Raw genomic sequence first — 18,967 nt, forward strand, 5'->3', positions numbered from 1 at the left:
GCACCACATCGGTGGTGGCGGGGTTTTCTTATGCCCGAAAACAGATTCACCCAGGAGGTAAATCGTGTCTGAGGAACTCGCCGCCACCGAAACCAGCGCCGAGCAGGTGGCGCACACCGGAGCCCAGGAGGAACCGGACAATACTGATGCGCAGCCCGTGCCAGAGCACTTCCGCAAGGAACTCGAGGAAGCACGACGCGAAGCAGCACGCTACCGCACCGAACGCAACGAACTGCGCGCGGACGCGGAGAGCTGGCGCACACAGCAGGAAGCGGAAAAGACGGAACTGCAAAAGGCCACCGAGCGCCTAGCCAGCCAAGAAGACGCAGTCAAGGCCCTGGAGGCCGAAAACACCCGCCTGCGCCTAGCAGCCCGCTACGGCATCGCCGAGGAAAACCACGATCTTCTGGGCTCAGGTAGTCCGGAGGAAATCGAGGATCGCGCTAAGCGACTCGCAGCGATGCAGAAGGAGCAGACCCGACCGCCGTCAAACACGCCGGTGGAACAGCTCGGCGCCGCAGTCCGGCCAGAGCCGGATACCCCGCCGAATGCTTTCCCTGCAGGTTGGCCAGTCTAAACCGACTGGCCATTTTTCATATCAACCAGATTGGAGGACGCAATGGCAACCACGCCGATGCATTTCACCCCAGCAACCAACATCACCGGCAAGGCCCAGGGCGACATTGCCCAGGGCACCTTTGTCATCATCGCCGCTGACATGGAAGGCCGTAACCCTGTCGTCAAGGCCGCAACTGCCGACGCTGATGCGTTCGGTGTCGCAGCACACGACGCCAAGGACGGTGAGCACTTCGCCATCTACCGCCTCGGTGTCTACGAGCTGGTCGCCTCCGGCGCTATCGCCGCGGGAGACAAGATCTCCACAGCCGCTGGTGGCAAGGCGAAGAAGGCAACCGACGGCCCCGTCGCCGGTGTCGCTGTCACCAAGGCCGCTAACGGCACCGTAACGGTCGCCCTGAACTAAGGAGGAAACACAATGGCACGTGACCCAATGTTCCCGCTTTCCGGCCCCAACATTGAAAACGGGGCTATCACCATCGACATGATGCTCAACGAGCCGACCCGCATCGACAACTATGCGGCACAGCTGGTTGAGCGAGACCTCCTGTCGAAGGTCATCTTCGGCAACGTCACCACCACCGGCGGTGCGCTGCTGTTTGACCAGCTGGTCAAGAACACGCCGACAGCAACCGACAAGCCAGGCATTGTCGCTCCGGGCGCTGAGTTCCCGGTGCTGCACACCCCGGACGGGGAGCCGGTTGTTGCTCGTGTCCAGAAGACCGGTGGCAAGTTCGGTGTCACCGATGAGGCACGTATCCGCAATGATGCGATGCTGCTGCAGCGCAAGATTTCCCAGGTCTCCAACACCATGGTGAAGGATTTGGACGAGCGCGGCATTTCGGCGCTGACAGAGGCAATCGACAAGATTGACGGCACCCTGAGCGTGACATCTGGTGGTTGGGATAAGGCCGCCGAGGTCGCCGCAACCGCGAAGACCGCGAAGACCGGCGAGGGAGAAGTCATCAGCAACCTGCTGGACGCGCAGCTTGCTATCGAGCAGACTGACCTCGGCTACAGTGCTGACACTCTGGTGCTCAACCCGGTTGACGCTAAGAACCTGAAGCTGCTGCTCGGCGTCGCCAACTACCAGGAGATGCTGGGCACCTTCGGCCTGACTCTGCACTCCACCAACGCCATGAAGAAGGGCGAGGGTCTGGTGCTGCAGGCTGGCATGGTCGGCGTCATGGGTGTGGAGTCCCCAATCTCGACTGAGACCTGGCGTGACGCCTCGACTCAGACGACCTGGTCCCAGACCTGGGCGACCGTCGCGTTTGGTGTCACCGACCCGCTGGCCATGGTGAAGCTCAACGGCCTGTCTGTGGGGTAGCTTATGTTTGCCACCTATAGGGATGTTCGCTTGCGGTGGCAGACCGCCCCCGCTTCGGTCACAGATGACGCCATCGAGGCTGTCCTAGACGACGCGGAAGCATGGCTGCGGGCAAGCTACCCGCAAATCCCGGCTACCCCGGACGAGAATCTGCGGAAAGTTCTCGCGCTGGTGTCGGTGTCTATGGCGAAGCGAGCGCTGGCCGCCACCGACCGAGGCGGTATCACGCAGCAGCAAGCCACTGCGGGGTCGTTCTCGCAGTCCACGTCGTGGCGGAATCCGGACGGAGACTTGTTCCTTTCCGGCCAGGAACGGCAGATGCTGGAATCCGCGTTGCAGGATTTCAGCGCTGACAGGGCAGTGAGTATGGAGGCAACCGGATGGTAGATGGCGCATATCCCTGCACGATTCCTGTGACGGTGCACCGCCACGAAGACGGGGCAGAAGACCCGTATGGCAACCCTCTTCATCGCTACACCAAGGACAAGGTCATGGTGTTTGCGGTGCAAAAAGGCGGCACACCGGCAGTCACCGCGTCGCACCCTGAGGCCGCGGAGTTTGATGCGGTGGTCTACGCCCCTGTGGAAGCTGGCATTACCGACCGAGACCGCATCGAGGTCGATGGAATGGTCTACGAGCTGACCGCCCCGCCGGGGAATTGGGACTCCAACCCGTGGTTTTCGCCGGGGCTCGTCGAGTGCCGCTGTAAGCGAATGGAGGGCTAGATGAAAATCAAGTACAACATCAAGGCATTTGAGGAGATTCGTCGCCTGCCCGCAGTGGCGGCGGAGGTTGACTCACGTGCCGCGCGTATCGCTGACGCTTGCGGCGACGGGTACGAATCCAGCCCGTATGAGGGCAAGTCTCGTCACCGCGCATCGGTCATCACGACTAACTACAAGGCTGCTCGCGATAACGCGAAGAACAACACGTTATTGAGGAACATCAATGCGGGAAGCTGACCCACAAGCCCAAAAAGCGTTTATCGACCTGCTGCACCGAATCTGCGGCGGTATTCGAGTGAGCACTCGGTACCCGCGGCAGCCGAAGTTCCCGCATGTCGTGGTCACGCGGGTTGGAGGGGCGACACCGAACCGTATCACCGATGCGGCAACGATGTCGGTCCAGGTCTATGCAGAAACGGAATACGAAGCTGAGCAGGTCGCCGGGCTGATTCGCCAGGCGCTCCGCGATGAGTCTTGGAGGGGCATGCGCCTTTCCGGGCACAGGTTGCGGGGGTGGCGGGAATACGCTGCGCCACAGCGGTTCCTCGACCCCGACCGGGAGAACCTGGTGCGGTTTCAGTATTCCGGCCAGTTCCTCATATCGCTGCTGACTAACCAGTAACCAACGATTCGTTTACTTAAGCCCTGCGCGTCGCGTGGGGCTTTTCTCATGCCCCAAGGAGGCAAAAATGGCAAACGTCAACAACATCACGTCAACCAACCCCGGCAAGAACGGTGTGCTGTTCCGCGCACCGCTGAACACCGCCCTGCCGGAAGACACCATGTCCGAGCTTGACCCGGCATTCGCTGATCTCGGCATCGTCGGCGAGGACGGCCTGACCCAGGCCATCACCCGTGATACCGAGGACAAGAAGTCCTACGGCGGCGACATCGCCTACACCCTGCAGACCGACTACGGCCAGGAGCTCACCGCCACGCTCTTCGAGTCCGCCAACATCGACGTACTCAAGACCGTCTTCGGTGACGACAACGTCCAGGAGACGAGCGAGGGCTTCAAGGTTCTGCACAACAAGAAGAAGCTGCCGCGCTCCGTCTTTGTTGCTGAGCACCTGACCGACCAGGGCACCAAGCGCCAGGTCATCCCGATTGGCCAGGTTGTCAACCTGGGTGACATTCAGAACACTCACCAGGACATCGTGATGTACGAGGTCACCACCAAGTGCTTCCCAGATGCCGACGGCAACGTGATGTACGAGTACTACTCGATCAGCACCGCCGACGGTGAGGTAGCACAGTTCGGTATCACCACCGCTGTGATTTCCCCGGCCACCCAGGGCAAGTCGTACACCGCCACCCTGCAGGCCTCCGGCGGTGACGGTAACTACAAGTTCACCGCAGTCGGCTCCCTGCCGGCAGGCCTGACTCTCGCTGAGAACGGCAAGCTCTCGGGAACCCCGACCGGCTCCGGTGAGGAGTCCTTCACTGTCCGTGTCGCCGACGGTGCTGGCGCTACCGCGCAGCGCACCCTCACCCTCAAGATCAACCCGACGGAGTCCTAACCGTCGCTCTCACCCCAGGCCACTGTGTGTCGTCAGCTTTTCATGAGGGGTTCGGCTGACGACGGTCTGGGGTGACCCCATCAAACCCCTCATGTAACCCCTCCAGTTTTTTTCTAACTCTTATTAAGGAGACCCCTCATGGCTTTCGAATTCGTACCAGCATGGGACGCCCGTACTCAGTTCACGTGCGAAATCCCGACCAAGGACGGTAAGTCGAAAACGTTCTCTGTGCCGCGCATGGAGTTCATCGACGATGAGACCTACGCGACGTTCGCTAAGTGGTTTAAGGACAACCCGGACGACAAGCTCCTGGAAGACGGCCGCCGACCGGTCAGCGAAGCGTTCGACTTCTTCATCACCGAGCTGGGTATCGACGACGCACAGTGGTTCGTTGACAACCTCGTTTTCGGTGAAAAAGTCCAGCTGTGGAATGAGTGGAATCGACTCACTGATGTTCCGCTGGGGGAATCCTAGTCCTGGCCGGGCTTCTACACCGACCAGGGTTTAAGACCGCGCTGACCTACGACCTCATTGAGAAAGGGCGCTCGATTCACCAGCTCGGAAGCCCAGCATTGTCGTGGGCTGAGCTGAAAGCGTTCCTCGCATGGGCGCCGGAGGGCAGCGCGGTGAGGCGTCTTGATGATCCGCTCGCGGAGTACAAGGCGCCGCAAAACCAGCTGTTGATGAACACCATCGACACGCTGGCATGGGCGAACTGGCAACGAGCGCGTAGGAAGACTGCGCCGAAGCCACGCCCAGTTATCGACCAGCTGAAAGAAGCTGTTGAGCGGCAACGACGCGCCAGGAATGGTCCGAAGAACGCTGCCGAACTGCAAAATACCCGCGCCGAACTCGCACGCCGGAGGAAACTCCAGCGGCAAAACAAGCCCTAGGAGGACGCCATGGCCGTCGAAATCGCAGCTGCCTATATCTCCATCATCCCGGAGACCAGCAAAATCGCCCCGGGTATTACCAAGGCGATGGGTGGGGCGGAAAAGTCCGCGTCGAAGTCGGGCGAATCGATGGGCCAGAAGCTGTCTTCCGGCATGGGCAGCGCCCTGAAGAAGTCCGCTGTCGGTGTCGGTGTGGCAGCTGGTGCCGCTATCGGCGCCGGGCTTACCAAGGGCATTGGCCGGTTGAATGGTATCGAGCAGGCGGAAGCCAAGCTCCGCGGTCTCGGCCATTCTGCGTCGTCTGTGGGGTCCATCATGGACAACGCGCTGGCGTCGGTGAAGGGAACCAGCTTTGGGCTTGAAGAAGCCGCCACCGCTGCCGCAGGCGCTGTCGCAGCTGGTATTAAGCCTGGCCAGGAACTCGAGCGCACCCTGAAGGTCGTTGGCGATACCGCCACCATCGCGGGCGCGTCGATGGGTGAGATGGGCCAGATTTTCAACTCTGTCGCAGCCCGCGGCAAGCTGCAGGGCGACGACATGATGCAGCTGCTTTCCCGCGGCGTTCCTGTCCTGCAACTCCTCGGGGAAGAACTCGGTAAGACCTCTGCAGAGATCAGCGACATGGTCACTAAGGGGCAGATTGATTTCGCGACGTTCCAGAACGCTATGGAACGTGGCATGGGCGGCGCTGCGCTTGAAGCGGGTAATACCGTCGAGGGCGCGTTCCGCAACATGGGCGCTGCGGCCGGCAGGCTCGGTGCCACTATCGCAGGACCATTTTTCAACCAGGCCGCCGGCGGTTTCAAGGGTGTCACCGACGCGCTTGATGCGATGAACGCGCGCGCTAAGCCGGTCATGGAAACGTTCGATAACTATCTGACGTCGAATGTGGTGCCCGGGCTGCAGAATCTCGCCAGTTCGGCGGTGGATGCGTTTCAGGCGTTCATGCATTCTGCGACTGTTGCTCGCACGACTGAGGTGTTCCGTCAGCTGTGGGAAGCCGGTAAGGGGCTTGCTCCGTCGTTGGTGAGTATTGGTACGTCTGCGGCACAAGCTGCTGGTGCGCTCGGCGTGGGTACCTGGAACTTGTTCTTGACTGCGCTGCAGACCACTGCTGTCGCGGCTAAGGCGTTGACCCCGCCGCTAGAGGCGATTTCGTCGTTCATGGAGTCGCACCCAGCGGCCGTGACTGCCGCTGTGGCAGCCTGGGCAGGGTTCAAGACACTACCGAGTGTGGTCGGCAAGGTCACCGATGCGGTGACGAAGCAGAAGACCGCTATGTCTGAGTCCCGCGCGTCGATGCAGCAGGGCGTTAAAGACATCCAGGCCTACTACCGTGCTAGTGGGCAGGAAATCACCAAGTTTGAGGCGCAGCTACAGTACCTGGGCACATCGTCGAATGTAGCGATTCAGAGTATGGCGCGCGGCTATGAGCGTGGCTCGGTGTCGCTACTGAAGATGGCTAAGGCGCATAAGACCGCTGCTGTTGAAGCGCGGATTAATGCTATGTGGTCTAAGGACGCTTTCACCACTATTGACTACATGGCGCAGTCTGTAGGCCACACGGCCGCGGCTAGCCTGCAGCGGTTCGGTTCTGTAGCCGGTGGTGTCGCTGGCGCTGGTCTGCAGACCATGAAGACCGGAGCCAAGGGCATCATCAATCTGTTTGGTGGCCCGTGGGGTGCCGCGTTGGCCGCTGGTACAGCAGTTGTGACGACGCTTATCGCGGAGACCCAGAAGTACAACCGTTTCCAAGACGAGGCTGCCCGCTCCGCCACCCTTGCATCCAGCGCGTTTCGCGACATGTTTAGCGCCATGGCTTCCGGCGGCGACGTTGTCGCTGCAATGGGCAGCAGTGTTCAGGATGTGCAGTCGCATCTGGAGCAGCTGGCCAGCAACGGCCCGGGCTGGATGTCCCGTGTCGGCATCGCCGTGAACGAGGCGGGGCACAACATTGGTAAGGCCATGGGAACGATTTCCCAGGAGACGAAGTTCGCTGAAGAGCAGTGGCGTGATTCCTCTGATTCGGCTGGCCGTGCAGCGGAAGCTATTAAGCGACTTGGCCTGTCCAATGAGGAGCTTGCCCAGCAGCTGACGGGTTCGTCGGCTCAGTTTGAGGCTTTCAAGCGGAAGCTGATTGAGTCTGGTGAGGGCGGTGCTGAAGCTGCCGCACAGATGCAGAAACTGCGTGACGAGTACAACCGTGCGCAGGGGTCACTCGATCGTGTGGGGCCGGCTGCTGCGAATGCTGCCGCCACGATTGAGGAACTTGCTGGCAAGACGGGTGACGCAGGCGACCGCGCTAACAAGCTGAATCGTGCGTTCATGGAACTCGCTGGCGTGGAGCTGTCGGCCGCTGACGCCTCGGCGGAACTGACGAAGGTCGTGGACCAGGTCTCCGGCAAGATGGAAACGTTTGCTGGTGCCACCATGAAGGCAAACGGCCTGCTGGATACGACGACAACAGCTGGCGCTGCGGCTCACAATGAGCTGGAAACCCTTGGTAACACCATGCGAGATAGCGTTGCTGCTGGCAATGACATCAAGGATGTGTGGGCGCAGTCCTCCGGTGTGCTGGATAGCCTGCAGCAATCGCTGGGGTTGACTAAAGACGAGTTCCAGAAGCTGCTCAAGGCCTACGGGATGACGCCGGAGCAGATTCAAACGATTGTGGATCTCAAGGCTGACGGGGCGAAGATGGAGCTCGCGTCGGTAGCTGCGAAGTTCCAGGAGCTGGACGGCAAGTCTCTCGAGACAAAGATGATCGTCAAGGACGAGGGCGCCCGCAAAAAGCTTGACTCATTTGGCTTGAAAGTCTCTGGCATCAACGAGCAGACCGGCGAGGTCACCATCACCGCCAAGGACGAACAGGCAGTTGCCCGCTACGACTGGTGGGTCAACCACGGAATGCCGAACATGGACGGTAAAACCGCCCAGATGGACGCGTTCCTCAACACCGACCAGGTCAAGGTGTCCTCGGAAGAGGCACGGTCAATCCTCGACCAGCTGGACGTGTCAACCACGAACCCGACGGCACACCTCATCATGGATGAGTTCCGCCGCGACGGTGAAATCGCCCGCGGTGACCTGGAATGGCTGTCGACAATGTCGGCTAACCCCAAGGTTGACCTCGACACGATTCTGCTGGACACCAAGACTGGCACGGTTAATACGACCATCGACAACCTGAATGGTAAGACTGCTCGCCCGAAGGCAGACCTGGACGCCATGCCGCTGTTTGCAACGAATGAGTTTGCAATCGCGCAGCTGGCTACGCTGGATTTGAAGCGCCCGATGCCGTGGGCCAGCATGAACATCGACGGCCTGAACGCTCAACATATTGATGCGTTGAACAAGGTTGGTCTGCTCGATGGCCAGCGCCCGACCCCGGCTGCAAACCTCAACATCGAGGATTTGACTGCGGAGCAGCAGATTGCGCTTGCCCAGATCTTCGACCTCGACTCCCAACGCCCCACGCCACTGGCTGACCTGACTAAGGAACAGCTGGATACCAAGGCTGCGGAGGCGAAGCGCAGGCTGCAGGAACTCCATGATAAGAAAACCGAGCCGAAGGTCACCGCTAAGACCAGTGACGCAATGACAAAGCTCGGTGGCGTGCGTGACCTCCTTGGAAAGCTGGTAAGCAAGACCATCTTCATTGACGTGTTCCGCCGCGACCACAAGTCCGGCAACCGTCATGGTGGTCGCTTCGCTCGAGGCGGGCGCTACCCACGGTTCGCGCACGGAGGCACCTACCGCGATGCACTGTCCACCAAGGACCAGCCACATGACGGGTACCGACTTCCCACTGCAGGGCCGGGCACCAACGAAGTCGACGGGTTCCTGGCCTACGACTCGTATGGCATGCCCGCGGCGCGTCTTGACGCTGGCGAGTGGATCATCAACCGCCGCAGCTCCGCCAAGTACGACAAGGAACTGCAGCAAATCAACAACGGGACTTTCCCGAAGTTGCCGGGCTACGCCGACGGCGGAGTTTTCGACGACATCATCCACGCCGAAACACCACCAACCGCGCAAGAATACCGCGCGTTGGTCGACGGCAAGATGGTTCGTGGAGTGCAGGCCGAGAGGCCACTCGACGGCGCGCCGTACGAGAACTTCCCGAATCGCCGTGGCGCGTGGGGCGACTGCTCCTACACGCAGGGAATTCTGGCAGCGTTCGGTCTTGGCATGGACCCGTGGCCGCGCAAATTCTCCACCAGCACGCAGCTCGCGTGGTTGCAGCAGCACGGGGCGAACATCGGTATTGGTCCTGCGGGTAGTTTCCGTATGGGCTGGTACGACAATGGTGGCGGCCAGTTTGGCCATACCAGTGGCACGTTGCCGGACGGCACCAACGTGGAGATGGGCGGTGGGCCGGGTGGCGGCAAGGTTGGCCCCGCAGCAGCAGGGTTCAATCATCCGCAGTACACGCACCATGCGTGGATTCCAGCTGGAAGCGGCGCACCAGCCGCATCTAGCGCAGCGGAAGCGCCGGACGAAACGCACACAGGCGAAACGCACACAGACGATGAGCTGACGCCATCAGCAACAGCGTCATCGTTTGAGTCCGACCCTGACGTCGCACCACTGTCTCCGGCTGCATCTGCGTCCGCAGACTCGCTGCAGGCCACCCCACCTAGTGGCGACTCACTGTCCGGCTACGCCGGCAGCGTCGTGGCGGCTTTCGTCTCCGGCCATATCGGTGACGCTCTGCAGATCGCTGGGTTCCCTGACCAGATACCGCCGATTTTCAAACTCGGCAGTGTCTGGTTCCAGGCAGTCAACGGTGGAGCTGAAAAGCTCCTCAACTACCGCAAAAACGACGACGCCATTGTCGAAGCCGGGAAAACAACCGAAGCAGTGCCGGAGGGCCAGCAGGCCGCGCCGGGCGCTGACGGTTCGGTAATCGATGAGGGCAGCCTCGAGGAAGCAGTCGATTCTGCGGTCGAATCCCCGGATGTGCAAGGGGAGGAGGCAGAACAGCCGGAAGAGAAACTTTCGGGTGTGGATGCGGTTAAGGCCGCAGTCAAGAAGTCCCTGAAGGCGTTTGGTTGGGATACCGGTGAGCAGTTCGACTCGATTGATTTCATTGTCGAGCATGAGTCGAATTGGGACCCGAATGCGGTGAACCCGTCATCGGGTGCGTTTGGTCTTTTCCAGCTGAACCCGGCGTCGGGCACACTGCAGCAGTACCTGCCGGATAGGTCACCTGACCCGGAAAAGCAGGGTGAAGCGGGTGCCCGGTATATCCAGGACCGGTACGGCACACCTGTTGCTGCTGCCGAGTTTTGGCGTGCCAACAATTGGTATGACTCTGGTGGTCGCGCCACCGGTGTTGGTCATATGTTGAAGAACACCATCAAGCCGGAGCGTGTGCTTTCGCCGGAGCAGACGAAGGCGTTTGAGGACCTGGTGTACAACCAGATTCCTGCGATGCAAGATACCCAGCCGCAGGGCCAGCCACCGCAGCCAGCGGAGCAGCCACAGGACGCGGCGACGGTAACAGGCCAGGAGCCGGAGAAGACACAACCAGAGAAGGCGACTGGCTCGTTAGAGAACATGGTCAACGAGGCGCTGCCGATGGTCATGGCTCAAAACAGTTGGGCGGACGCGGCGAAGCTCGTTACATCCTCGGCGGTCAGTTTCGCCGGAAACCTGGCGACGTCTGCGGCCTCAGGGCTGACAGACTCCGCGTTCTCCGCAGGCATGTCAGCGCTCGGCATGGCGGGCACGCCGACCATCGGCGCGCTGGTGGGTTCTGCCACCGCACCAGTAACCGGGGCGCTTGGCCCAGCAGGTGGCGCGGCAGCCGGTATGGCCGCAGCACCGCTGGGAGCCATGCTGGGGCAAGTCATGCCTATGACCCCCGGTGACGTTGTCGGAGCAGCTGGCGGGGCAATGACCGACCTGGCCGCGTGGTACTCCGGCGAAGTCGCATGGGGCGTGACGAACGCGTTCGAAGAGTACTCGAAGGACATTTTCGGAAGCGTGCTTCTGCCGTTCCAGGACATGAAGCAGATCGTGGAAAACCCGGTCGGATACATGGCGCAGCAAACCGGCCTGGATGCGCCACTAGCTATCGCCCAAGAGCATCTGGGGCCAGCGATGTCTGCAGTTAGCCCTGATGGTGCCGCCGTGGTCAACAACTTCATTGCCAATGACACCGACGGCATTTTCGCGAAGTACCGCGTGGAGCAGGCCAAAGCATCGGCCGGAAAGATTGGAGTGCATTAATGGATGACATTCGGGAGTTCGGCCTGACCGTTATGGGCTGTGACGGCAGTATGTGGCCTATCCATGGCCCTGAGTCATGGGGCAGGAGTGTTCGCCTGATGGAGGGCGACATGGGCGAGTTTTATGAGCCGCCAATCAAGACGGTTCACAAAGCTCGTGTAGGGCAGCCAGGCAGCAGCTATGTGGGCTCGAAAACCATGGAGCGCCATGTCGTGTTGAATGTGGACTTTTTCGGCGAGGATTGGGCGCATGACAAGTCACGGTTCATGCGCGCGTTCGCCCCGGATAAGGACACGAAGCTGGCCGTCACAACCCCCATGTCCGGCAAGCGACTCCTGACAGTCCGCCTGGAAGAGGGCCCGAAATACTTGGATAATCGTGACCCTTTTTCGCTGGCGGCTGCGTCGTACCAACTGGTCGTTATCGCCCACGACCCGTTTTATTACGAGCCGGTGCCATTTCGGCACAAGTTCGTATTCAACGGCTCGAACTGGGCGGGCGACGGCATCACCGTCAACAATCATGGCGATGTTGAGTCGTGGCCACAGTGGGTGCTGACATCGCCGGCGAAGTTTGGTCTTCCAGACCAGCCTATCGGTGAGGCTTTTGACACTGACCGCATGATTTTCATGCCCTGGCAACCCGTCGGCCGCACCATGCTGGTCGACACTAACCCAGGTGCGGAGATGGTCGTGGCCAACGACAACACCCAGGCGTGGGCTGATTTGAATGGCCAGTTTTTCAAGCACCCAATCCCGCCAGGCACCCCGGATACCAGACTGCCAGTCTATGTTGACCCGTTCCCGCTGCTCGATATTCCGCTGCCGTACCAGTGGCGCATGTGGATTGCCCAAAAGCTCCGCGAGCTCGTAAAGGCAATCGGCCTGGATGCGTTCCTGGCAATCACGCCGGAGGAAATCGGGAAGAAGATTTCCGAATGGATGAAGGGAAACGTCCCTGACTGGGTGCCGATTCTCTCTGATGACCTCATTGCAGATTTCACCGGCGACATGATTGCCTACGGCATCCGCCAAACCTACGGTTCCTTCGCCAACATCGCCGGTGCGACTGCGGAAATCAGAATCCCAAGGAGGTGGCAATCACCATGGCTGTGACCGTACAAGGCGCATCGGATGAGCAACTCGACGATATCTATGAGCAGGCTATCGCCGCGCGGGAAGAACGGCGTCGCCGCCGTGACGAGCCGCCTCTGATCCGGATTTGGGAAAACAAAACGGTCGGCATGGTGCTCCGCGGTGTGGTGGCCGCCGAGTACGCCGGCTTTTTCGAAATCGAGGTCAATGAGACCGCCCCGGCGCAGCTCGTTCTCCCGTTTGACCATCATCTGGCGAAGTTCTGCTGGGAACGACGCAAACGCGAAAAACAAAACGTGGTTTTGACCATTGACGCCGCGGGGGAGCGGTGGGGCGGGCTGATGAGCAACTGCACCCTCACGCAGGACGAAGACCTAGCCCGAACCGTCACCGTCGACTTCGTTCACGACTATGAGATGTTTAAGCACCTACCGTGCTGGGCGAATCCGCTTTCCCCGCCGGCGTTGCAGATACCCAATTCCTGGTCGCTTTTTGCAAACGCAATCTGGGGACTAAAGGTCACGCTCTTCGCCAATCTTCTCCGGCTCAACGGGTCACTCTGGCAGCTCCCGGATGACCCTCTCGACCCGGAGTCATGGGTGGCGACACTGGACTATAAACGCTGGCAAATGGTGGTCAAGCCCTCGCTGCTCACCACGGACACCAGCCCGCTGCGGTACATCCACTCGGAGTTCGAGAATTTCCACGACGTCGCCAAACCAATCTTGGAAGACTGCGGGCTGATGGTTACGTGCCGTCGGTGGCTGATAGGTGACCCGCAGCCGTGGCCAGGCGCTGGGTTGAAACGCAACGGCCAAATCGTCGTCGACATCGTCGACAAATCCGGCTGGTACGGGCAAACCTCCACTTTCGGCAAGATTGGTTCTGGTCTCGTCCGCACTGGCCTGGAAATCGCCGATAACCTCGTCGATGAAACCCGCATTATCCTGGATAAGCCACGCCGAGCACCGCAATATAGCGTCTCCGGGTTTCTGGGCGTCGCCCCAGAACAACCCTGGGTTGTCTACCGCACTAACGGCAAGACCAGCACGGTCAACAGCGTGTCAGCCAGCTACAAGCCCGCTTCCGTCGCGCAGGTCACGGTCGGCGGTAAATCCGCTCCGGGGGTCAATGAGCTCATTAGCGCGAACATCAAGCTGATTTTCAACATCATGGGCTCGTTCATTCTCCAACCAGCGCTCGGCTCTGTTGTTGAATCAATCATCCGCCCTTGGTTTGAAGACCGGCTCTTGGCGTGGATGAGTATCAAATCTCCGCTCCGGTCGAAGAAGCTCGGTTGGGCGCACTTTCCAGAAAACGTCGTCCATCACTCCGGGCAGGCCTACACGTTGTCGGCGCTGCTGGCGATGAGGAAAGAGTTCCGCGACACCAACGAACAGTGGGCTTTCGAGGTCAACATCGGTGACGGTGCGCCCTACCTTATCGGCGCGCCGGGCTTTGGTCATTGGACGATTGGTGACCGTATTGGCTGTGAGGAGCCGGGAGCAGATGACGGCTACGTGCAGGTGCTGCAGTGCCGCAAGCTTCGCCTTGAGTGGGATGCGGATACTCCGAAGGAGTGGACGGCAACGTTGGGTGTGCCACCGTTGCGTGACCCGGTCGAGTGGGCGGTTGACCAGATTAATACTGTGACGTCGAGTTTTAAGAAACATGGGTGGTTGTAAATGAGTTTGCCAACGCTGGAAACAACTTATGACAAGGATGACCCGACACAGTTCATGCTGTGGGCGTGGGTGAAGCTCACTACCGGTAAGGGGGATTTCGGGGTTCCGGAGGAAACGGCCGCTGAGCTTTCGCAGATTTTTTGGCGCCGCGGGTTCCGCCATCATCCGGAGCTGCAGATGGAGTTTTATAAGCCTCCGTTTGATGGGGCTGGGTGGTGGCAGGGCCAGGCCGGTCTGTGGTTGCCGGCTGATGAGCCTGGCGTGCCACCGGAGGACGTGGTGTCGAGGCCTGCAGAAATCGACGTGATTATGGCGGCGTTGACACCTGAGCAGAAAACAGCGCTCCGTAAGAAACTGCACGAGGAGGGACAATGACGACGCCAGAACCAAAAGACTATAAAGTACCAGCCGGTGCGATGCGCCCGGGTGACCTGGGGAAGCTGCAGAACATCAATGGCGACTCCATTAATTGGGGTCAGCTGACAGGTATCACGGCAGCAGCAGAGGAAGCCCGCAACGGGTTCCTGCAGGGGCTAAAGAGTTCCATCATCAGCCCTCTCGTGAAGGCGTTTACCGGTTCTGAAGGTGACCTGCCGGATCTCACGACCGCTATCACCGACCAGCAGAGTAAAACGCAGAGCCTGTGGGACGAGCGTGGTCGCGGGCATGTATTTAGCTCACGGAACTTGACGTACCGTGGCGACCAAACTGCAGGGACGCGCATGCAGATTCCCTTCACTGAGCAGGTCGGGCCTCTCATCGGTGTGGAAATCGATACGGATGGTGGGCTGATTCTAAAGACCCCGGGTTCGTGGCTGATTACAGCTAAGTGCGGAGTGTCCGGAACCAACGCGCTGGGCGGGGATTGGCAGCGTGTTTGGCTGGAAGCCTACCGCGCTGATGGCTCACTGCTCGCTGAGTCGTGGGCTACCGGGTGGGCGGCGAAAGACCAGGCGACAGTGATGGACATTTTGCCGCTGGTGATTAGCCCGTATGAAGCCCAGGACGGTGTGACTGTCAGGGTGTTTCAGGACGCAGGCCGCTGGCGTTACCTGCTTGGAGGGCATGGGTACACGTTCCTCCTTGCCCAGAAACAGTCCAGTACTCGTGTGATGTCCAGTGTGAATCCGGGTGACCCGGGAATCTTTGGCCAAGAAGAAGTAGGTGAATCATGACCATTCTTTATGGAACCTTCATCAATGAAGCCCGCGAGCGTTCGAGGGGCAGTGTCACGGTCTCGTCGGTGGAGTCACGGCCATCGTATGAGGGCACGGAGATTGTCACCCGGGAGCTGCACAGGCAACGCCTCGAAGAAGGAAGCTTTGAGACTCCGGAGCTTGACCCTGGTCGTATTCGGGTGGAGCTGGCGGTTTCTGGTGTGTATGAGGTGTGGGAGGTTGACCTGCCGTTGTCTGGGCGGGTGAATCTGAAAGACCAGCTGGACGCGAAGGTGGATTACTCGCCGGACGTGACTGGCCGTGTCGAGTCTGCACTAACGAAGATTGCTGAGGCGGAGCAGCGTATTGAGGCTACGGTCGCTGATACTGCTGACGCTATCGAGACCAGGCTGCAGGAGTCGATGTCCGCTCAGGTTGCTGCTGCGAAAGACGCTGCAGCGCGTGCTGAGGCTGCAGCCCAAAACACTGTGGTCGGCGCTCCGGAAACTGGGTGGGCGCGCAACCAGCTATCCGGCGATGTTCAATCGTCGTTGGCTAAGGCTGATGAGTCAGTCTCGGCTGCTGGTGTGGATGAGCGAGTGTCTAAGGCTGTGGAGCCTCTGGCGCAGTCAAGTAGCGTGGACGCACTTTCGAAGCGGGTATCTGCTCTGGAAGGTGCGGATATGCCTGATTTTTCTGGGTACGCAACCCGCGAGTGGGTCACGGAGCAGGTGAATGCGAAGGCAGAACGGTCGGCGGTGACATCGTTGCAGCAGCTGGTGGAGAATCAGCGTCAGCAGATTCAAGCGCTTCAAGGTCAGGTAGCCGAGTTGGTTGCATCTGCTTCTGTGCGCCGCATTGAGTTGGGTACTGGCTCGGATACGTCGACTCTGTACATTGAGGGGGCGTAGATGCCGCAGTTAAGTGACGCGAAAGCGGTTTCATTTGGTGGCAGGCCGGTTAAGGCTTTGTGGCTTGGTGGCCGGAAGGTGTGGCCGACTGCCCCGGAGGTTGGCGACTGGCTGCTAGGGAATCAGGCTGTGCGGGCGTATTACCGCAACAACTTGCTCGATAAGAGCCTCGCAGATCCACCCAAGTCCGGGAAGACCAGCGTCACGCTGTCTGTGCCGGATAGGTCATTTGTCGAGTTCATGGTGTGCCTTGCTGATGGTGGCAGCGTGACCTGGACTGATGGTGGCCGGGTGGCGCTGAGAGTGTCGCGTCGTGGTCGTCAGGTGCGGGTGGAGTCAACCGCTACCCGCGGTACTGTGACTGACTTTTCGTATACCTGCGAGGATGTCCCGTGGGTGTGGATGGGTGTGAAGTCATCTCGCCACTGGTACGGGTACTGGCTTGATTTGTTTGATGCTGATGGAAGCAAGCTAGACGGGCGCGGTAATTCTCATGGTTTGAAGTTGCCTGAGAAGATGTTTAGTGGCGACCAGATGACCGTCAGCATCAACGGTGCCGCGTGTTACCCGTTGAATGGCCTGCACGGTGGGACGAAATTCCGCGAGCTACTTTCGAGCAACCAGATTGTTGATGTTTTCACTATGTCGCAGTCATGGAAGCGGCGCCACATGGACCCCGGTGGCACAACCATCGGCTATCTGGTCGGTGGTGGACAGGGCGGTACAGGCGGCCAGGGAGGCCAAGGCGGACAAGGCGGCCAGCACGGCATGGAGAAAGCGCGAGGCGCAGCCGGCCGTCGCGGTGAAACCGGAGAGATGGGTGGGCCAGGTAGCCGCGGTTTATGCCTTGTCATTGACGGTATGCCTGAGATCGCTTCATTGACTGTCGGACAGGGCGGTGCGGGTGGTGTCGGTGGCTCTGGTGGCGCCGGTGGCGCCGGAGGCGGTGGGTTTTGGTTCAGCCCTCAGCTCGGGTCATTAGGCGAACGTGGACTGCCAGGAAAACCAGGAGCAGCCGGAACCGAATCAGAACTCGCAGAATTCACCTCGACCAGCGGCCAACTACAGCCAACAGACACACCGAGCGCCGTACTCAAAGTCGGTGCCGGTGGTGTCGGCGGTGCTGGTGGCGCCGGTGGCGCCGGAGGTGCTGGCGGAGAAACTCAAGACACCAACGGGTACCCCGGCAAACCCGGTGGCCAGGGAAGCACAGGCGGAACTGGTGGCGTCGGCGGCCTCGTCGTGGTCTACGACTGGAACTAAAAACCCACCACAAAAAGGGAGGAAACAAGAGATGACAATATTCGGCGTCGACGTCTCAGAACACCAAAACGGCATGAGCCTCACACAAGCCAAGAGCGAAGGCATAAGCTTCGCAATCCTACGGCTGTGCGACGGCACCTACCGCGACAAAGTATTCCACTCGCACCTCAAAGACGCAGAACGCGCCGGGCTTCTGATTGCGACCTACTGGTACCTGCGCGCACCGTCCGAAGGCACGACGATTGCCCAGCAGGTCGATGTCATCGACCAGCAAATGGGCGGTCGACGTGACCTGCCGGTGTGGATTGACGTAGAGAGCGTCGCAGGGAACCGGAAACTGCTCACCGAAGCAGACGTGTGGGTGGCCAAACGGGAGCTAGAAAAACGCGGATACCACGTTTCCGGTATCTACTCGGGCGCTTGGTACTGGGAGAACATGCCAGGCGGTGAACCGTCAATGTCCGGACTCGGTGCTCTGTGGGTATCCAACTACGGCCGCAACCGAACACTGCCATACCGCGCCGCATACGACGGTGACGGCGGCGACAACCACAGAGGGTGGGGCTACCCACTCGGCAACAAGAAACCAGACATTCTGCAGTACGGCTCAAACGGCCTCGTCGCTGGCTTCAAGGTCGACGTCAACGCGTACCGGGGCACCATCGACCAACTCAAACACCTTTTTACAGGCACCCGCGCAACACCGCCTACTCACCAGCCGGAACGAGAAAGGAAACCCATGGAAAAAATGCTCGACTACCGGCGTGACCAGATCTGGCAAGACACCGGCTACAACTGTGGCGCCGCGTCGGCTCAAACCATCATCAGAGCCGCCACCGGTGTTCTTTTGCCAGAGGCGACTCTGGCACGTGAAATGGGCACAACGACGCGGGGCACCGACTGGATTGGGCAGATTAAGCCCGTGCTCGACAAGCACGCGCCTGCGGGGAAGTGGGCTTTGGCGGAAATGCCGAATGACCCGCCAACCACGGCGCAGCGCGATCAGCTGTGGCAACGGGTCACCGCCAGCATTGATGCCGGTTTCGGTGTGTTGGCCAATATTGTGGCCCCACCGTCGAACTATCCGCGTGCAAGCTACAAGAGTCGTCAGAATCTCGCGTACTCGGGAGGCACGGTCTACCACTACCTGTGCGTGATGGGCTATGCCGTCGATGATGCGGGGCAGCGGCATGTGTGGCTCGCCGATAGCGGCTTTAAGCCCTACGGGTCGTGGGTTACGTTCGAGCAGCTTTCGACGATGATTCCGCCCAAGGGCTATCTGTATTCCACTGTGGTGAAGAAAAAGGAGGCACCTATGACCGCACCGCTTACACTCAACACTCCGTGCAAGAGCCATGTTCCTGGCTCGAAGCACATCGCACCGCTTGCTGACTACATCATGTATGCGGACGCGGGAGTGTTCGCTCTCAGACAGCAGGTAGGAGAGCTACAGAAGCAAAACGCCGAAGTACTCAAGCAACTCGATGAGCTCAGGCAGCTCGTCGCTAACAACAAGTAAGCACCCCGCCGGGGTGCTTTTCTTTTGCCCGCGTGACCGTCACGTGGGCAATTTTTC

The 18,967-nt window shown here is 60.0% G+C and carries 18 protein-coding genes; all 18 read left to right on the plus strand.

Annotated features, from left to right (window positions below; translation table 11 throughout):
• Positions 1-64 precede the first annotated feature (64 nt).
• The 18 genes from NQ014_RS00170 (at position 65) to NQ014_RS00255 (ending at position 18,910) form a co-directional block, all read left to right on the plus strand.
• Positions 65-577: a hypothetical protein gene (locus tag NQ014_RS00170; protein WP_257072966.1), complete on the plus strand. Its 513-nt coding sequence runs from the start codon at positions 65-67 to the stop codon at positions 575-577.
• Positions 578-619: 42 nt separating this feature from the next.
• Entirely contained in the window at positions 620-982 is a 363-nt protein-coding gene (locus NQ014_RS00175) for a DUF2190 family protein (protein ID WP_257072968.1), read from the plus strand.
• 12 nt (positions 983-994) lie between these two features.
• Positions 995-1,906: a major capsid protein gene (locus tag NQ014_RS00180; protein WP_257072969.1), complete on the plus strand. Its 912-nt coding sequence runs from the start codon at positions 995-997 to the stop codon at positions 1,904-1,906.
• A 3-nt stretch (positions 1,907-1,909) separates the two neighbouring features.
• On the plus strand, positions 1,910-2,293 hold the full coding sequence (locus NQ014_RS00185) for a Gp19/Gp15/Gp42 family protein (protein WP_257072970.1): 384 nt from the start codon (positions 1,910-1,912) through the stop codon (positions 2,291-2,293).
• On the plus strand, positions 2,287-2,631 hold the full coding sequence (locus NQ014_RS00190; protein WP_257072971.1) for a hypothetical protein: 345 nt from the start codon (positions 2,287-2,289) through the stop codon (positions 2,629-2,631). The genes NQ014_RS00185 and NQ014_RS00190 overlap by 7 nt, the downstream gene beginning before the upstream one ends.
• A complete protein-coding gene (locus NQ014_RS00195; RefSeq protein ID WP_053412714.1) occupies positions 2,632-2,868 on the plus strand; it encodes a hypothetical protein in 237 nt (78 codons plus the stop codon). It begins immediately after the preceding gene.
• A complete protein-coding gene (locus tag NQ014_RS00200; protein ID WP_257072972.1) occupies positions 2,855-3,253 on the plus strand; it encodes a DUF3168 domain-containing protein in 399 nt (132 codons plus the stop codon). Before NQ014_RS00195 ends, NQ014_RS00200 begins: the two co-directional genes overlap by 14 nt.
• 67 nt (positions 3,254-3,320) lie before the next feature.
• A complete protein-coding gene (locus NQ014_RS00205) occupies positions 3,321-4,151 on the plus strand; it encodes an Ig domain-containing protein (protein WP_257072973.1) in 831 nt (276 codons plus the stop codon).
• A gap of 138 nt (positions 4,152-4,289) precedes the next feature.
• Positions 4,290-4,625, plus strand: coding sequence for a hypothetical protein (locus tag NQ014_RS00210; protein WP_053412711.1), 336 nt, complete (start codon positions 4,290-4,292; stop codon positions 4,623-4,625).
• Positions 4,626-4,723: 98 nt separating this feature from the next.
• The gene (locus NQ014_RS00215) at positions 4,724-5,044 is read left to right on the plus strand and encodes a hypothetical protein (protein WP_070767174.1); all 321 of its coding nucleotides are present in this window, start codon (positions 4,724-4,726) and stop codon (positions 5,042-5,044) included.
• 9 nt (positions 5,045-5,053) lie between these two features.
• On the plus strand, positions 5,054-11,281 hold the full coding sequence (locus NQ014_RS00220) for a tape measure protein (protein ID WP_257072975.1): 6,228 nt from the start codon (positions 5,054-5,056) through the stop codon (positions 11,279-11,281).
• On the plus strand, positions 11,281-12,396 hold the full coding sequence (locus NQ014_RS00225) for a phage tail family protein (protein ID WP_257072976.1): 1,116 nt from the start codon (positions 11,281-11,283) through the stop codon (positions 12,394-12,396). Before NQ014_RS00220 ends, NQ014_RS00225 begins: the two co-directional genes overlap by 1 nt.
• Positions 12,387-14,060, plus strand: coding sequence for a phage tail protein (locus NQ014_RS00230; protein ID WP_257072977.1), 1,674 nt, complete (start codon positions 12,387-12,389; stop codon positions 14,058-14,060). Before NQ014_RS00225 ends, NQ014_RS00230 begins: the two co-directional genes overlap by 10 nt.
• On the plus strand, positions 14,061-14,435 hold the full coding sequence (locus NQ014_RS00235) for a DUF2744 domain-containing protein (RefSeq protein WP_053412706.1): 375 nt from the start codon (positions 14,061-14,063) through the stop codon (positions 14,433-14,435). It abuts the gene before it with no gap.
• Positions 14,432-15,235, plus strand: a complete 804-nt coding sequence (locus NQ014_RS00240) for a hypothetical protein (protein ID WP_257072978.1) — start codon at positions 14,432-14,434, stop codon at positions 15,233-15,235. The genes NQ014_RS00235 and NQ014_RS00240 overlap by 4 nt, the downstream gene beginning before the upstream one ends.
• Positions 15,232-16,128: a hypothetical protein gene (locus tag NQ014_RS00245; protein WP_257072979.1), complete on the plus strand. Its 897-nt coding sequence runs from the start codon at positions 15,232-15,234 to the stop codon at positions 16,126-16,128. The genes NQ014_RS00240 and NQ014_RS00245 overlap by 4 nt, the downstream gene beginning before the upstream one ends.
• Positions 16,129-17,391 carry a hypothetical protein gene (locus NQ014_RS00250; RefSeq protein ID WP_257073367.1) on the plus strand — a complete coding sequence of 421 codons (1,263 nt, stop codon included), beginning with the start codon at positions 16,129-16,131 and terminating at the stop codon, positions 17,389-17,391.
• A 31-nt stretch (positions 17,392-17,422) separates the two neighbouring features.
• The gene (locus NQ014_RS00255; RefSeq protein ID WP_257072980.1) at positions 17,423-18,910 is read left to right on the plus strand and encodes a GH25 family lysozyme; all 1,488 of its coding nucleotides are present in this window, start codon (positions 17,423-17,425) and stop codon (positions 18,908-18,910) included.
• The last annotated feature ends 57 nt before the right edge of the window (positions 18,911-18,967 follow it).

Source organism: Corynebacterium sp. 5QC2CO (genome assembly GCF_024580435.1).
Lineage (GTDB): Bacteria > Actinomycetota > Actinomycetes > Mycobacteriales > Mycobacteriaceae > Corynebacterium > Corynebacterium jeikeium_D.

Coding starts and splice junctions, on each gene's coding strand:
- NQ014_RS00230 (WP_257072977.1), top strand. CDS start 12,387: ATGGCTGTGACCGTACAAGGCGCATCGGATGAGCAACTCGACGATATC.
- NQ014_RS00205 (WP_257072973.1), top strand. CDS start 3,321: ATGGCAAACGTCAACAACATCACGTCAACCAACCCCGGCAAGAACGGT.
- NQ014_RS00185 (WP_257072970.1), top strand. CDS start 1,910: ATGTTTGCCACCTATAGGGATGTTCGCTTGCGGTGGCAGACCGCCCCC.
- NQ014_RS00235 (WP_053412706.1), top strand. CDS start 14,061: ATGAGTTTGCCAACGCTGGAAACAACTTATGACAAGGATGACCCGACA.
- NQ014_RS00250 (WP_257073367.1), top strand. CDS start 16,129: ATGCCGCAGTTAAGTGACGCGAAAGCGGTTTCATTTGGTGGCAGGCCG.
- NQ014_RS00240 (WP_257072978.1), top strand. CDS start 14,432: ATGACGACGCCAGAACCAAAAGACTATAAAGTACCAGCCGGTGCGATG.
- NQ014_RS00245 (WP_257072979.1), top strand. CDS start 15,232: ATGACCATTCTTTATGGAACCTTCATCAATGAAGCCCGCGAGCGTTCG.
- NQ014_RS00220 (WP_257072975.1), top strand. CDS start 5,054: ATGGCCGTCGAAATCGCAGCTGCCTATATCTCCATCATCCCGGAGACC.
- NQ014_RS00225 (WP_257072976.1), top strand. CDS start 11,281: ATGGATGACATTCGGGAGTTCGGCCTGACCGTTATGGGCTGTGACGGC.
- NQ014_RS00195 (WP_053412714.1), top strand. CDS start 2,632: ATGAAAATCAAGTACAACATCAAGGCATTTGAGGAGATTCGTCGCCTG.
- NQ014_RS00180 (WP_257072969.1), top strand. CDS start 995: ATGGCACGTGACCCAATGTTCCCGCTTTCCGGCCCCAACATTGAAAAC.
- NQ014_RS00190 (WP_257072971.1), top strand. CDS start 2,287: ATGGTAGATGGCGCATATCCCTGCACGATTCCTGTGACGGTGCACCGC.
- NQ014_RS00210 (WP_053412711.1), top strand. CDS start 4,290: ATGGCTTTCGAATTCGTACCAGCATGGGACGCCCGTACTCAGTTCACG.
- NQ014_RS00175 (WP_257072968.1), top strand. CDS start 620: ATGGCAACCACGCCGATGCATTTCACCCCAGCAACCAACATCACCGGC.
- NQ014_RS00200 (WP_257072972.1), top strand. CDS start 2,855: ATGCGGGAAGCTGACCCACAAGCCCAAAAAGCGTTTATCGACCTGCTG.
- NQ014_RS00255 (WP_257072980.1), top strand. CDS start 17,423: ATGACAATATTCGGCGTCGACGTCTCAGAACACCAAAACGGCATGAGC.